Source organism: Vulcanithermus mediatlanticus (genome assembly GCF_055385885.1).
Genome location: NZ_AP042385.1, coordinates 1,035,431 through 1,049,037, shown reverse-complemented (window position 1 = coordinate 1,049,037; position 13,607 = coordinate 1,035,431). Strand labels below are relative to the sequence as shown.

At 67.6% G+C, this 13,607-nt stretch carries 12 protein-coding genes; 10 read left to right on the top strand and 2 right to left on the bottom strand.

Annotated features, from left to right (window positions below; genetic code table 11):
- Positions 1-93 precede the first annotated feature (93 nt).
- A complete protein-coding gene (locus ACZ5BT_RS06320; RefSeq protein WP_464883773.1) occupies positions 94-2,580 on the bottom strand; it encodes a putative bifunctional diguanylate cyclase/phosphodiesterase in 2,487 nt (828 codons plus the stop codon).
- A 111-nt stretch (positions 2,581-2,691) separates the two neighbouring features.
- On the opposite strand from ACZ5BT_RS06320, the gene ACZ5BT_RS06315 reads away from it, so the two are divergent.
- The 10 genes from ACZ5BT_RS06315 to ACZ5BT_RS06270 all read left to right on the top strand — a co-directional run bounded on the left by ACZ5BT_RS06315 (position 2,692) and on the right by ACZ5BT_RS06270 (position 12,061).
- Positions 2,692-3,093: a MerR family transcriptional regulator gene (locus ACZ5BT_RS06315; protein ID WP_464883772.1), complete on the top strand. Its 402-nt coding sequence runs from the start codon at positions 2,692-2,694 to the stop codon at positions 3,091-3,093.
- 31 nt (positions 3,094-3,124) lie between these two features.
- Complete coding sequence (locus tag ACZ5BT_RS06310; RefSeq protein ID WP_464883771.1) at positions 3,125-4,135, top strand: LptF/LptG family permease; 1,011 nt, start codon at positions 3,125-3,127, stop codon at positions 4,133-4,135.
- The gene (locus ACZ5BT_RS06305) at positions 4,132-5,172 is read left to right on the top strand and encodes an LptF/LptG family permease (protein ID WP_464883770.1); all 1,041 of its coding nucleotides are present in this window, start codon (positions 4,132-4,134) and stop codon (positions 5,170-5,172) included. Before ACZ5BT_RS06310 ends, ACZ5BT_RS06305 begins: the two co-directional genes overlap by 4 nt.
- Positions 5,169-7,628: an LPS-assembly protein LptD gene (locus ACZ5BT_RS06300; RefSeq protein WP_464883769.1), complete on the top strand. Its 2,460-nt coding sequence runs from the start codon at positions 5,169-5,171 to the stop codon at positions 7,626-7,628. The genes ACZ5BT_RS06305 and ACZ5BT_RS06300 overlap by 4 nt, the downstream gene beginning before the upstream one ends.
- Positions 7,625-8,596, top strand: a complete 972-nt coding sequence (locus ACZ5BT_RS06295; RefSeq protein ID WP_464883768.1) for a hypothetical protein — start codon at positions 7,625-7,627, stop codon at positions 8,594-8,596. Before ACZ5BT_RS06300 ends, ACZ5BT_RS06295 begins: the two co-directional genes overlap by 4 nt.
- 56 nt (positions 8,597-8,652) lie before the next feature.
- Complete coding sequence (locus ACZ5BT_RS06290) at positions 8,653-8,985, top strand: NifB/NifX family molybdenum-iron cluster-binding protein (protein ID WP_464883767.1); 333 nt, start codon at positions 8,653-8,655, stop codon at positions 8,983-8,985.
- Entirely contained in the window at positions 8,975-9,385 is a 411-nt protein-coding gene (gene mce, locus ACZ5BT_RS06285) for a methylmalonyl-CoA epimerase (protein WP_464883766.1), read from the top strand. Before ACZ5BT_RS06290 ends, mce begins: the two co-directional genes overlap by 11 nt.
- 224 nt (positions 9,386-9,609) lie before the next feature.
- On the top strand, positions 9,610-10,137 hold the full coding sequence (locus tag ACZ5BT_RS06280; RefSeq protein WP_464883765.1) for a cupredoxin domain-containing protein: 528 nt from the start codon (positions 9,610-9,612) through the stop codon (positions 10,135-10,137).
- Positions 10,138-10,150: 13 nt separating this feature from the next.
- Positions 10,151-11,833: a cbb3-type cytochrome c oxidase subunit I gene (locus tag ACZ5BT_RS06275; RefSeq protein WP_464883764.1), complete on the top strand. Its 1,683-nt coding sequence runs from the start codon at positions 10,151-10,153 to the stop codon at positions 11,831-11,833.
- A 12-nt stretch (positions 11,834-11,845) separates the two neighbouring features.
- Positions 11,846-12,061 (top strand): hypothetical protein, encoded by a 216-nt coding sequence (locus ACZ5BT_RS06270; protein WP_464883763.1) that lies wholly within the window; start codon positions 11,846-11,848, stop codon positions 12,059-12,061.
- Positions 12,062-12,143: 82 nt separating this feature from the next.
- Here the strand turns inward: ACZ5BT_RS06270 and ACZ5BT_RS06265 are convergent, their stop codons facing one another.
- A complete protein-coding gene (locus ACZ5BT_RS06265) occupies positions 12,144-13,307 on the bottom strand; it encodes a metal-dependent hydrolase family protein (protein ID WP_464885735.1) in 1,164 nt (387 codons plus the stop codon).
- Between the last annotated feature and the right edge of the window lie 300 nt (positions 13,308-13,607).

Sequence of the window (13,607 nt, the reverse complement as noted above, 5' to 3'; positions counted from 1 at the left end):
CGCCCCGATTCGAACGGCCGGCGACCCGAGCCCATCCATTCCCCATCGCGATCACGACGCTGCCCCTTCGTTGCCTGAGTCTCGGGTCCAGACTCAGGCGTCGGTCCGCCCGGTCTCGGATTCGTCCCCGGAAAGCGTGTCCCCCATTTGACGATGCGTTCCCCGCGTCCCGCCGTCTGAGGCGGTCGGGCCAGCCCCGCGACTCAGAGCCGAGAGCGGCCCCGGCGGCCCGAGCCGCTCGCCCTGGCCCAGTTTTAGGCCCAGCTCGATCAACCGCTGACGCTGACTTTCGCGCTCAACGCCCTCGGCCACGAGCTCAAGGCCCAGCGCCCGGGCCAGGATGGCCACGGCCTGCACCACCGCCTCCTCCCGAGGCTTCTGGTCCACCCCCTCGACGAAGCGAACATCGATCTTCAAAGCATCGAAGGGCAGCTCGCCGAGTTCGGCGATCGAGGCGTAGCCGGTACCGAAGTCGTCGATGGCCAGGCGAACGCCGAGCTCCTTGAGCTCGAAAAATCGGCTCTTGACGTTCTTTCGCCGACTCCAAAGCCGCTCGGTGACCTCCAGCGTCAGCCGCTCGGGCAAAAACCCCGAACCCTGGAGCCAGCCCTCGAGGTCGGCCACGAAATTCCCCCCGGCGATGGTTTTGGGGCTGACGTTGACCCAAAGCCCAAGGGCCTCCCCGCCGTCCCAATTGGCCATCTCCTCAAGGGCCTGCTGCAAAACATAGCGGTCGAGCTCGACCACGAGCCCGGTGTTCTCCGCGACTGGGAGGAACTGCCGCGGCAGGCGAACGCCCCCATCGGGGTCGCGCCAACGGACGAGCGCCTCGACCCCCACCGCATCGCCGCTGGCGAGCGCACGGATGGGCTGGTAGGCGAGGAAGAGCTCCTCGCGGGAAATCGCCCGACGCAGCCCCAGGAGAATCTTCTTTTGCGCCCGTTTTTGTTCATCGAGCCCGGGGTCGAAAAACCGCCAGCCCTCCCCGCGCGCCTTGGCCTGATACATGGCCAGATCGGCCTTGTGCAAAAGGGCCTCAAAATCCGTCCCGTCGTCGGGGTAGACCGCAAGCCCGAAGCTGGCCCCGATCTCAAAACGCACGCCGTCCAGGTCAACGGGGGACTTGAGCGCATTCATGATCGCCTGCACCACCCGTTCGCCCCCTTCCGGCCCCGCCCCGGGAAGCCAGATCACGAACTCGTCGCCCCCCAGCCGCCCCACCAGGTCGCGCCCGCGCACGCTGGCCACGAGCCGCTCGGCCACGGCCTCGAGGACTCGATCGCCCACGGGGTGGCCGTGCTCGTCGTTGACATCCTTAAAGTGGTCGAGGTCGATCACGATCAACACGCCCCGATCGACCCCTCTCGACCGGAGCTGCTGCGACACCCGGTGGATGAACGCCCGCCGGTTAAGAAGCCCGGTCAGGGGGTCGTTGGTGGCCTGGCGGAGGAGCTCCTGGCGCAGCCGGATCTCCTCGGAGACGTTGCGTCCGGTGGAGACGAAGTGGGTAATCCGTCCCGAAGCGTCGCGCACCGGCGCGATCTGTTTGGCTTCGTAAACCAGCTCGCCAGCCTTGGTGCGGTTCACGAACACCCCCTCGAAGACCTCGCCCCGAAGCAGGGTCTGCCAAAGCCGGCGGTAAAAGGCCGGGTTGTGGTGGCCGGATTTCAAAAAGCGCGGGTTCTTGCCCAGCACCTCTTCCTTGCGGTATCCGGTCTGGGCCTCGAAAGCGGCGTTGACGTAGCGGATTTTTCCCTCGACGTCAGTGATCATCACCCCTTCCGGCGATTGCTCGACCGCCTGGGCCAAAAGCATTCGCTCACGCTCCAGGCGAATCCGGGAAACCCCGGTGCGGACCACCCTCAACACATCCTCAAGCAGATCCAGCTCCACCTCACCGAACGCCCGACCCCGGTGGCTGTAGACTACGAGTAAGCCAAGGTCGCCGGTGTTGATCGCGGCCGCGGCGCGGGGGCGCTTTGTTGGCCAGAGGTCGGCGCCGTTTCGCCAGACGGCGCGCCCGCCGCGGCGTCTGGCCTCATCGGCCAGCTGCTCCGGCAAGGGAGTGCCCGGGGGCAGGGGCGCCCCGGATCGGTGGGCAAGGCCGTCTCCGGGGAGACCGATGGCAACGGCGAGGTAGCCCCCCTCCTCGATCGCCGCCCGGGCGGCCGCTTCAACCAAAGCCGACTCCGACTCGGCCTCAAGCCCCAGCCGCGCGGCGCGGCCGAGAAAGGCCAGGGCCTGGAGCTGGGCCAGGTGGACCTCGAGGTGCTCCCGCAGCCAGCCGATCAAGTAACCGGCGCCAAGACCCATCAGCACCCCGGCCTCGGTCAGAGCCCCGCGAAGGCCCAGTAGGGTAAAAAGAACCGCGTGCAGCGGAAGGTTCAGCGCCCCAGCGGCCAGGCCGATCCAGCGACCGCCCCACCAGCCGGCGCCGGCCACCCACAGTACGGAAAGGGCCGCGAGATCCCGCCCGGCGTGAGGCGCCAGCAGCACGAAGGTCACCCCATAAAAGGCGGCCAGCAACAAAACGAAGACCCCGGCAAGGGCCCACTCCCACGCACGCTTGGGGCGTTTCATCTCGCAACTCCCAGCGTACGGCACGCGCGTTCGTTACGCAACCAGACCGCACCCCGAGCGTGTATACACGCGGCACCCTTGGGTAGAGTCGCAAAAAGATTGAAGGCGACGATGGACTTCTATACGCCCAACGCACTGGCCAGGAAGCTGGGCCTCAGCACCGCCCAGCTGCGAAAATATGCCGCGGCTTACGAGGCCCTGGCCGGACCGCTGCCCAGGAACAACCGCGGCCGGCTCTACGATCGCGACGCCGCCCGGTTGATCGAGACCGCCCGCGAGCTGGTCCGGAGACGGCTGGCCGAGGATGTCCCGGCGGCGGTGCGCCGGGCGCTGGAAGGCACCGAACCTCCACCGGAAGAGGTCGCCGACGACGCGGTAAGCGCGCTGGTCGAAGAACTGCGCGTGACCAAGCAGCGGCTTTTGAACCTCGAGCGGGTTCTGGTCGAGATCAAGTACGAACTGCGCGGGCTGCGCGCCGACCTCCGGCGGGCAGGCACCGGGAAGGCCCGCTGAGTTCTCATCGCCGCGGCCTATAATCGGCCCGATGCTCCGGCGCTACCTCCTCCGCGAGGTCACGGTGTTCTTCCTCCTCGGGGTCCTGCTCTTCGTGGGCCTCGTGACCACCGATTTACTCTCCTCGCTCTCGGGGGTGCTGCTCTCCCGGGAAACGCCGCTTTTTGTCGTGCTCACCCTGGTGCTCTACCGCCTGCCTTACACGCTTGGCGTGGCCCTGCCCTTGGGGCTGGTCTTCGCCGTCCTGGTGGCGCTGGCCCGGATGATCCGAACCTCCGAGCTCAAAGCGGCTTACGCCGGGGGCGTCCCGCCGCTTTCGCTCCTTTGGCCCCTCGTCACGCTGGGGGCGGCGGTGTCGGTGCTGGTCTTCGCCAACGCCGCCTGGGTCAAACCCGAAGCCCAGTCGCGCTTTGAAGCCAAGCTCTACCAGGTCTACTACGGCACCCAGCCCTCGGGGGTGCTCTACCGGAAGGCGTTCGCCCCCAGCGGTCTCGGCGTCTACTACGCCGAACGCATCTACCCCGGTGATAAGGGGGCCGAGCTCGAACGGGTGCGCATCATCGATGCCGACGGCGTCATTTGGAGCGCCGAGCGAGGGCGCTGGGAGGGCGCACGCTGGATCCTCGGCCCCACCTACCGGGTGGACAAAAATGGAAACGTCGAATACCGGACCTCGGCCAGCTTCCCCTTTCCCGCCCGCTACAATCCCGCCTTCCGCCGCCGGGACTACGAGACCTTGCCGCTCAAAAACCTCCGCCAGCTGGCCAGGGTGGATCCGGGGGCCCGCTTCCCCCTCAAGCGCCGGTACGCCGACGCGGTGGGGGCGCTGGTTTTGGTGTGGCTGGCCGGTGTGATCGGGCTCGCGCTGCGGGAAAGCTCGCTGGCCTTTGCCCTGGTCGTGGTACTGATCTTCGGCTACTACGTGCTGTGGACCCTCAGCGCCCGCCTCTTTGCCGGCGCCATCGCCGGACCCGAGGTGGCCTGGCTCCCCGATCTGGTCTACGGAGGGCTCGCTCTTTTGGGGACGGTGAGGCTTCGGTGAAAACCCTCGATCGCTACCTCCTGCGCGAGATCCTGGCCTACCTCTCCGGCGGGGTGGCGGTGGTGGTCCTGCTCCTGCTCGGCGGGGTGCTCTTCGAGGCGATGGGGCCGCTGCTCACGAGGGGCATCGGGGGCCTCGAGGTCGCCCGTTACCTCGCCTGGCGCGTTCCCGAGGCGCTGGCGCGCGGCTTGCCCATCGCCTACCTCTTCGCGCTTTTGCTCGCCCTCTCGCGCATGGCCGAGGATGCCGAGCTCAAGGTTCTCCTGGCCTCGGGCATCCCCCGCACACGGGTGCTCCTTACCCTGGTCGGCCTCGGGACCGCCCTGGCCGGACTCGGCTTTTGGCTCGGGGCCCAGGTGGTGCCCACCAGCAGCCAAAAGGCGCGGGAAGTCTTGCAGCAGGCAATTCTTGCCCGACCTTTGGCCCTGCTCGAACCGGGTTCGTTCTTCACCGACGCAACCGGCGAGCTGGTATACGTTGGGCAGGTGGCGGAAGGCGGGCTGAAAGACGTCCGGGTGCTCTCCCCCGGCGCGGTGCTGGCCGCGCCGGAGGGCCGCTTTTCCCGGGGCACCCTCTTCTTGCAAAAGGGCATCCGGATCACCTACGAAGGCAGCCGCCCGCGGACCGTGGCCACATTCGCCCAGGCCAAGATGACCCTTCGGGGCCTGGCCACGCTGCCCCGGGCCCCGCTTTCCGAACTCAGCCCCGCGGCGCTCAAGGCGCGTATCGCTGAAGCCAAACGGCGGGGCACCCCCTATGCCGCCGAGGCCACCGCGTACTGGCGCAAGTGGGCCGAGCCCGCGGCCAGCGTGGTCTTCGCGCTCTTCGCCGGGGGCCTCGCGTTCTGGCTCCTCGGCGGGACCCGCACCCTGGGTCTGGTGGGCGTCGTCACCGTCACCTTCTTCTACTACGCCACCTGGTCGGTCTTTCGCATCATGGGCGAGCAGGGCGTGCTCGCACCCTGGATCGCCGCCTGGGGGCCCGATCTGATCTACCTGGCCCTGGCGCTCGCCCTTTTGGGGGTGGGCCGGCGGTGAAGCGGGCGCTCGCGCTCATCGCCCTTTTTTCCCTGGCCCTGGCCGGGACCATCGAGGTGAAGCAGGCGGAGAGCCTCTCGCTCTTTTTGGGCGGGTCGCTGGTGGTCCTCGAGGGCCGTCCGGTCATCCTGGTCCGCGACGGGCAGACCCTCTCCGCCCGCCGCGTCATCTACGACCGCAAGGCCCGCCGGCTCACCCTGAGCGGCCAGGTCCGCTACACTGACGATCAGGGCCGCACCATCGAGGCCGAAGAACTGGTGCTCTTCGTGGGCGACGAGAGTCTCGTGGCCACCAACGTCAAGGTCCGCTCGGGCGATTTTGATTTCGAAAGCCCCTTCGCCTACCGCAGCCAGGGACAGATCACCATGCGGGCGGCGTACTTTTCCCCTTGCCTGGCCAAGGGTCAAAACCCGCCCGACTACGCCTTCTTCGCCCAGCAGGTGACGCTTTTCCCCGGCGATCGCATCGTGGCACGGGGGGTGTGGGTCTCGCTCTTTGGCCAAAAAGAGCTCTACCTTCCGGTGCTGGTGATCTTCACCGGCAAACGCGCCCCCCGCGTTTACCTGGGCCAAAGCGCCGTCGACGGCATCGTCGCCGGCGCCGACCTGCCCTACGTCACGAAAAACGGCCTCGGCTTCACCCTGCTCCGCTACTTCGAAAAGCGCGGGGTGGGGGTGGGGCTCGATCACTGGGGCGCCGGCAGCGCCTACGAGCACTACCGCTTCCTCTACCTGCCCCCCGAGCCCGGAAAAGACCGGGGGACGCTCTCGCTCTCGCTCGAGTACCGGAAGGAGGAAGAGGGGTGGTCGGGTCGATTTTCCCTCGCCCGTGACGACGTGGTGGTCCCCGGTCGCTTTACCCTCTCGGCCGAGGTGAAAAAGACCGACCCCGACGATCCCTTCGTTCGCTTTTCAATCGAGCGGATCCTCGACACCGATCCCGCGGCCCCGCCGCCCTGGGGGCTTTTCAAGGGGCCCGAGGTCGAAGTCGCCTACCGCAAGGCCAGGCGCCTGGGCGACCTCACGATCAGCGGCCGGGCGATCGTCGGGGGCTACGAGGGCGAGAGCAACCCCTTAAACCGCTCGGCGCGCCGCGAAGGCCCCCGTATCGGCGCCGGGCGCGTTTACCTCGAGCACCACGAGCGCTACGCCCCCCGCCTGGGGAGCGGCCTCGCCTTCCGGCTGCAAAACGACTTCGTCGGCTACTACTACTCGACCGCCGAGCGCCAGATCAACTGGCGCACCACCGCCCGCCTGAGCCGGCGGCTGGGCAGCTTCGAGCTCGGGGCCAACCTCGAGCGCTGGGTCCGCGAGGGGGAAACCCCCTTCATCTTCGACCGCATCCCCACGCGCCGTACCATCGAGCTCAGCCCCTATTTGCGCTACCGCCAAAACCCGCTGACGCTCTCGATCTCGGGGGGATGGTCGTTCGACCAAAACGCCCCCCTTCCCCTCAAAGGGGATCTGTCGCTGCGCACGGCGGATCTTGCCGCCAGGATCCTGGCCGAGCGGCGGCTCGAACGAACCGAAGGTCGCCTCAACGCCCAGATCACCTACGCGCCTCGGCCGGCCTCGTTCGGGGTGCGATTTGGCTACCGGCTGGGCGAAGACCGCTTCGACCCCCTCGACCTCAACTTCAGCTACGCCCTCCCCGGCGGCAGCGTCTTCCTCGCCCACCGCTACGACCCCAACTTGGGACGGGGCGTCGCCAGCCGGGCCGCGTTCCTCTACCGGCAGGAAAACTTCTCGCTAAGCCTGGGCGAGCGCTACGACCACCGGTCCGAAGTGCTCTCGGGAAGCGCCCGGCTCGGCCTCGGCCCCTGGCAGCTCAGCCTCACCCACAGCTACGCCGTGCCCGACGGTAAGCCCGACGCCGAGGACGCGGTGGAGGGGCGGCTGATCGGTCAGGTAGCCCTCAGCCGTGGGGGCAGCCGGCTGGCCCTGGTGGGCAGGCTCTCGGGGCAGGGTCTGGAAAAGGGTGAACTGGTGGGAAGCCTGAGCCAGCAGAGCCTCGAGGCCCAGTTCCACCTCGAGGCCCGGCTCCACCTTCCCGACCTCGGCGACGCCGGGCTCTACCTGAGCCGCCTCTCGGCGCGTGGGGGCATCGATCTGACCCCTGACCTGGCGATCCAGGGTGGGCTCGGCTACCAAAAGAGCACCGCCGGGGAGACGCTCTCCTTTGAAGACTTCGGCCTCAGCGCCCGGCTCTGGGCCCGGGGAAGCACCCAGATCTTCCTCGCCGCCTTCCTCAACCAGCGCTTCGACCTGGGGTCGAAGACCGCCGAACCGATCAAGCCCCGGATCGTCTTCACCTACGACCGCGCCTGCTGGGGAGCGCGCTTGACACTGGACGCGATCAAGGACGAGGTTCGGCTGGCGCTCTTTTATCAGGGGTTTGGCAGCGGCGTGACCTTCGGACCGTCGGGGATCGGGCTTTCGGGGGTGAATTTGCCTTGAGACGTTTCGCCTGGCTTTTCCTCCTCTTCCTCGCCGCCTGCACCGGCACCAGCGAGACGGAACCGCCGGTGGTGGTGGCGGTGGCCACGAACCAGGCCATCATCTTCCTCGACGCCCACGCCCTCAATCAGGGTCGGTGGGCGGAAATCGGTCGCTGGGACGTCGCGGGGACCGAGGACCTGCTGGCGAGCGGGGACCGGCTCTTCGTGCTCAGCGCGGGGACGCTTTTCCGCTACCGGCTGGACGGCTTTTCCCTGAGCGCCGTGCCAGCGCCGGCGGCGGCCCTCGAGGCCAGCTGGAGCCTGGGCGACTGCCAGGGTACGGCGCTCAAAGCCGGCCGGCAGGACCTGATCGTGCTCTGCCAGGGCGGCGCTGTCCTCCGCCTGGCGCAAAACGCGCCCCCGGGAACCGAGCCGGTCCCGGCGCCGGTGGCGAGCTTTCCCCCCGAGACCACCTACGCCCTCTATCCAGCGAGCAGCGGCGACGAGCTGGCCGCGGCCTACCCGAGCGCGGGGGGGGTGGTCCTCGAGATCCCCGACCTGGGGACGAACCAGCAGATCCCGACCAACCTTCAGGTTCAGTCCCTGGCCCTCGCCTGGGACGGCCAGAACCTCGGACTCATGGCCTCCGGACTCGGCGGCACCCAGGTCTTCCGCTGGCGGCAGGGCCAAACCACGCCAGAGCGCCTGGCCGAGGACAGCCAGGTCGAGGCCCGGGGCCTTTTGGGGGCGGCAGGCCTCTGGCTGGCCTACGGCCAGGGCTACCTCCTCACCGATTCGAACCGCGCCGCCTCCGGCCAACCTTTCACCCGCTTTGAGGCCGCTTGGCTGCACCCCGATCTCTACCTCTACCTGGCAGGCGACAGTACCTTCAGCGTGCTCGACGTGGCCGCCCTGCCGCCCACCCCCTTGGGGAACCTCCCGGGCGCGGCGGGGATCGTGGCCATCACCGGCTGGGTGCTGCCCTGATCCCCTACCCCGGGAGGGTACCCTCCTCGGCAACGCGGTGGTATAAGGAAGTCGAGATGAAGGTCGCCATCGCAGTCATGCCCGACGGAAGCCGGATCTACCCCGGCCCCTTTGGTCACAGCCCGGCCTACGCCATCTACGAAAAAACCGGCGAGGCCTGGCGGCGCCTCGAGCTCAGAACCAACCCCCACGCCGACTTCGTTGGCCAGGGAAAACGCGAGCGGATGCTGGCCCTGCTCGCCGACACCGAGCTCTGGGTCGGGGCGCGTTTTGGGAACCGCCACGGCCCGCCGGTCCCGCACCGGGCCATCCAGGCCCGCACGGTGGACGAGGCCCTGGCCCGCCTCGTAGCCGAGAGTGCCCCCAAGGAGGACCGCGGTGGTGCTTGACCACGTGGGCATCGCGGTCGCGGACCTCGAGGAAGGCCTCTTGCGCTGGCAGCGGTTGGGGTACGTCCTCGAGGCGCGGGGAGACGTCGCGTCCCAAGGCGTCGCTGTGGCCATGCTCAAAGCCCCACCCGGCACCCAGGGGTCGGCCCGCCTCGAACTCCTCGCCCCCCTCGCCCCGGACACCCCGGTGGGCCGGTTCTTACAAAAGCGCGGCGAGGGCCTCCACCACCTGGCCTTTCGGGTGAAGGACATCGAAGCGGAACTGAAAAGACTCGAAGCCGAGGGGGCCAGCCTCATCGATCCCCGGCCCCGACCCGGCTTTGGCGGTCACCTGGTTGCCTTCGTGCACCCGAAGAGCTTCGGTGGCGTTTTGGTCGAACTCGTTGCCGAACACATTTAGAGCCTCGAGTCACCCGCTTCCCAGCAACGTGCAGTAAGCCCCGGCACCGGCGCAGAGCACCCCACCGATTCTGCGCCGGTGTCTTTCTCTCTCATCTCGGGACGTATGTCCTCAGACTTACTCGTACGGATTATAGGGACATTTGGCTCTTAATCGCCGGGGGTGGTGGTCATTAGGCTGAAATCGCCGCTCTCGCGAGAGACCTGTGAAGGAGGGAGGGAAAGATGCAACATCCGACAACCAGGCCGGGGGTCATTCTGGCGCTTTCGCTGGTGATCATCCTCCTCATTCCCGTGTGGGGGGCGCTCGGCTTTTTCGCGCCAGTGGAGGAAAAACCCGCCCAGGCCCAGCTCGAGGACGAACCACCCCACTCGGTCAAGGCCTTCATTGCCGAGGCCCAGGCCTTCCTGGTCAAAAACACCCGGGAGGATGGCTGCGTGGAGCCCCGGGAAAAGGACGCCCAGGGGCGGATCGTGGTCTATTTCCGGGCGCTCCAGTACGGCTACCTGCCCCCCAAGCTCTGCCTCAAAGCCGGCCAGACCTATGTCTTCAAGATGATGGCCACCGACGTGACGCACGGGGCCTCGATCCAGCTCGGGACCGGCAGCCGCATGGTGCGACTACCCGCCGGGGTCGAGGTCGAACAGGAGTACACGTTTACCGAGCCTGGCGAGTACCTGGTCTATTGCTCGTACTACTGCGGCGTCGGACACCCCTTTATGAAGGGGAAGATCATCGTCCAGGGTTCTTAAAGGAGGATGAAGCATGAACGTAGCCTCTGCCACGGCCAGATTGCGAGAAGGGCTGCGCCAGCTCCCCGCCGGCGAGAAACGCCTGCTCGGCGCCTACTTCGCCCTGGCCATCCTCGCCCTCACCGCGGGCGCCATCGGTGCTGCCCTCCTCGGGTTGCAGCTCGGGGGGTTCATCAAGCTCCCCCCGCTCTCCGTCTTCAAGGCCCTCACCGTCCACGCGTCCTCGGCGTTCTTCTACTGGCTCTACTTCGTTCAAGCGGGCGCCATGCTGGCCCTGATCCTGATCTACACGCCCGGCGCCCGGCTCACCGCCCCCTGGGACATCCTGGCCTGGATCGGGCTGGTGCTGATGGCCTCGGGCTGGCTGATCAGCGTGATCGCCGCCGCCAGCGGAGCCGCAGTACTCTACAGCGCGCCCGAACCCCTAACCTCCCAGTTCAAGGGCGGCTCGGTCTTCTTGAGCGGCTATATCTTCGCAAACCTGGGTCAGATCCTGGCGGGGACGGTCGCCGTCGCCACCGCCATCAAACCCAAGCTCCAGGGCCTGGTCAAGGAGTGGAGCGCGGTCACCTACGCCGCCGCACTCTGGAACGGCCTTTTGGTGGTGGCCTCGCTCATCGCCCTCATGGCCTACGTCCCGGCGCTCCAGACCCTGCTCGGCATGCCGCCGTTCATCAGGAACTTCAACTACGAGCTGAGCTGGAGCATCATGTTCCATAACACCCACTACCTGCCCCTGCTCTCCACCGTGCTCATGTGGTACGTCCTGACCGAGGCCGCCACCGGGGTCAAGAGCATCTACGGCGAGCGTTTTTCCAAACTCGTCTTCTCGCTCTATCTGGTGCTGGTGCCGGTGACCTCGCCCTACCACATGTTCCTCGAGCCCGAGGTTCCCGCCTCCACCAAGCTCATCGGGTCGATTCTCTCGGCCTTTATCGGCGTCCCCACGCTGGCGGTCGGTCTCATCATCGCCTCCTCGCTCCAGGCTTCGGCCAGCGGCCAGGGCGCCAAGGGCCTTTTCGGCTGGCTGCGGGTACTCCCCTGGAAAAACCCGACCTTCGCCGCGGTGGCCATGGCCCCGGTGAACGCCCTCGCCGGGGGGGCGGTCTCCTACGTTTTGATCCAGGAACGGCTGGCGGCACTCGTCAGCGATACCTTCACCGTTCCCGGCTACTTCCACTTCTTCACCGTAGGCATGGTCAGCCTGACCTTTTTGGGGGCGTTGGTCTACATGATCCCGGCCCTTACCGGCCGGCGACTCTGGCGCCCCCGCCTCGCCACCTGGCTGCCCTACCTCCTCACCCTGGCCGTGTACGTCTTCGGCGTGGCCGGGGTCTGGGCCGGCTACACGGGCGTACCCCGGCGCACGGTGGACGTGAGTTTCGGGGGCGAAGCCCCGGCCATCTGGACGACGCTCATGGCGGTGGTCGGTACCGCCGGTCTGGTGATGGTTGCGATCCTTCTGGCCTACGTGGTCATCCTCGGCGTCAGCGCGCTGTTTAAGGTCACCTCGGGCGAACTCGTTGACGAATTCCAGGTGGCCACGCTGCGACCCGAGGACGCCCGGGGCCAGGCGGCGTGGTTTGCGCCGCTGGCGGCGGGCACGCTGCTCGTCGGGATGTATGCCGTCACCCTGATCGCCTTCCTGCTGGTTGAGAACCTGCCCGTCTTCGCCCCCGTCGGGGGCGGTCACTAGAAGGAGGCTGCCATGAGCTGGGATGCCAAGGCGTTGCTCTGGCTCACCCTGATCTGGGCGGTCATCGCCGTGCTCTTCGTCCCCGTCTTGGGCATGGTCGAGGGTGCCCGGGGCTGGGGCGTGGGCGCGGCAATCTTCCTGCTGCTCTACCTCTGGCTCAAAAAGGCCGAACGGGAAGGCCACGCCCCGGCCAAGGCCGAGCGGCACGACCGGCCACCCAAGGCCTAAGTGCGCCCACGCGTTTTTGAACCGCACCGATGCAAGATTGGCCGACTTTGTGATCGCCGTGGCTTTCGCCACGGCGGAGCGTTTAGGCCCGGACCACCTCACCCCCCTGGACGACCTGCCGCACCCTGGCGTAGGCGGCGGCGCTCTCCAGGGGGTTGGCCTCCAGCACCACCAGATCCGCCAGCGATCCCGGGGCCAGCGTACCGAGCTCGCCCGACATCCCGAGCGCTTCAGCGGCATGCTGCGTCGCCGCCCGAAGCACGTCGGGCAGCGAGAGCCCGACCTCGGCCAGGAGCCAAAGCTCGCGGGCGAGGTTGGGGTGCGGGTTGAAGGGGGTTCCGGCATCGGTCCCGGCCGCGATCTTCACCCCGCTTCGGTAAGCGAGGCGGGTGTTCTCCCGGTGGCGCTCGGCGATGGCGCGAGTTTTTTCCACCATGAACTCGGGCACCCGGCCCTCGCCCTCGAGGATCCCCGCCGGCGCCGCCAAGGTCGGCACCAAAAGCGCCCCCGTTTCACGGAAAAGCCGGAGGACTTCATCGTCCCAGGCGTCAAAGGCCCCGTGCTCGATGGTGGTGATGCCGGCGCGGAGGGCATTCTTGATGCCCAGGAGCCCTTGCGCGTGCGCGGCCGAGGGCACGCCTCGCTTTTTCGCCTCCAGCGCCCCAGCCCGGAGTTCCTCCTCGTCGAACATCTCGGCGCCCGCCTTCACGCCCGGGGTCATCACCCCGCCGGTGGCCATGAGCTTTAGGGCCCTGGCCCCGGCCTTGAACTCGCGTCGGGCCGCCTTTTGCACCTCGAGGGCTCCATCGGCCTCGACGCCACCCCGGTGCCCGTGCCCGCCGGTGGGGGTGATGGCCTGACCCGCGGCCACCACCCGCGGTCCGACGATGTAGCCCCGCTCAACGGCCTGGGCCAGCCCCACGGCCATGCCCTGCCGCGAGCCGAGGTCACGCACCGCGGTGATGCCGGCCTCGAGGTAGGCCCTGAGCCGGGCCACGGCCCGGGCCACGGTGGTGGCCAGGGGTTCGGCATCCAGTTCGGCCGCCGGGTCCGGCCCGCCGGAAAAAGACAGGTGCACGTGGGCGTCGATCAGGCCGGGCACGACGAAGCCCTCGAGCCTGGTGACCTCGGCCTTTAGCGGCGGGCGCCTTTCAAACCCCTGGATTCGTCCGCCCTCGACGACCAGGTGCCCCTCTTTGACCTCAGCGGTCTCGGGAGAAACGAAAACACCTTGAAAAGCTTTCATGAATGCATGATAAGGTGCGACGATCGCTCGCCTTCCCCAAGACCAGCACCTGGCACCTCCCTTAGCGTATTCCCACCCCCGCCACCCCTGTGACAATCGAAATCCCAAGCTGCAAACGGACACGGTGCAGGCTGGTTCCGCCGTGCCCAAAGCCCAGCCGAAGCGACCCGGCACCCAAAATGTGTCCCCGACGACATCGCAAATGAAACCTCTTGCTCCTTTTTACCTAAACGCCCATGCTACCCTTAGCCTCTGCACCAAAAAAAGCTTTTCCGACAGGCTTAGGGGCACTCAAGGAGG

Excerpts from the sequence above, each read along its gene's own strand:
- ACZ5BT_RS06320 (WP_464883773.1), bottom strand. The coding sequence starts at position 2,580 with ATGAAACGCCCCAAGCGTGCGTGGGAGTGGGCCCTTGCCGGGGTCTTC.
- ACZ5BT_RS06275 (WP_464883764.1), top strand. The coding sequence starts at position 10,151 with ATGAACGTAGCCTCTGCCACGGCCAGATTGCGAGAAGGGCTGCGCCAG.
- ACZ5BT_RS06265 (WP_464885735.1), bottom strand. The coding sequence starts at position 13,307 with ATGAAAGCTTTTCAAGGTGTTTTCGTTTCTCCCGAGACCGCTGAGGTC.
- ACZ5BT_RS06290 (WP_464883767.1), top strand. The coding sequence starts at position 8,653 with ATGAAGGTCGCCATCGCAGTCATGCCCGACGGAAGCCGGATCTACCCC.
- ACZ5BT_RS06270 (WP_464883763.1), top strand. The coding sequence starts at position 11,846 with ATGAGCTGGGATGCCAAGGCGTTGCTCTGGCTCACCCTGATCTGGGCG.
- ACZ5BT_RS06310 (WP_464883771.1), top strand. The coding sequence starts at position 3,125 with ATGCTCCGGCGCTACCTCCTCCGCGAGGTCACGGTGTTCTTCCTCCTC.
- ACZ5BT_RS06280 (WP_464883765.1), top strand. The coding sequence starts at position 9,610 with ATGCAACATCCGACAACCAGGCCGGGGGTCATTCTGGCGCTTTCGCTG.
- ACZ5BT_RS06315 (WP_464883772.1), top strand. The coding sequence starts at position 2,692 with ATGGACTTCTATACGCCCAACGCACTGGCCAGGAAGCTGGGCCTCAGC.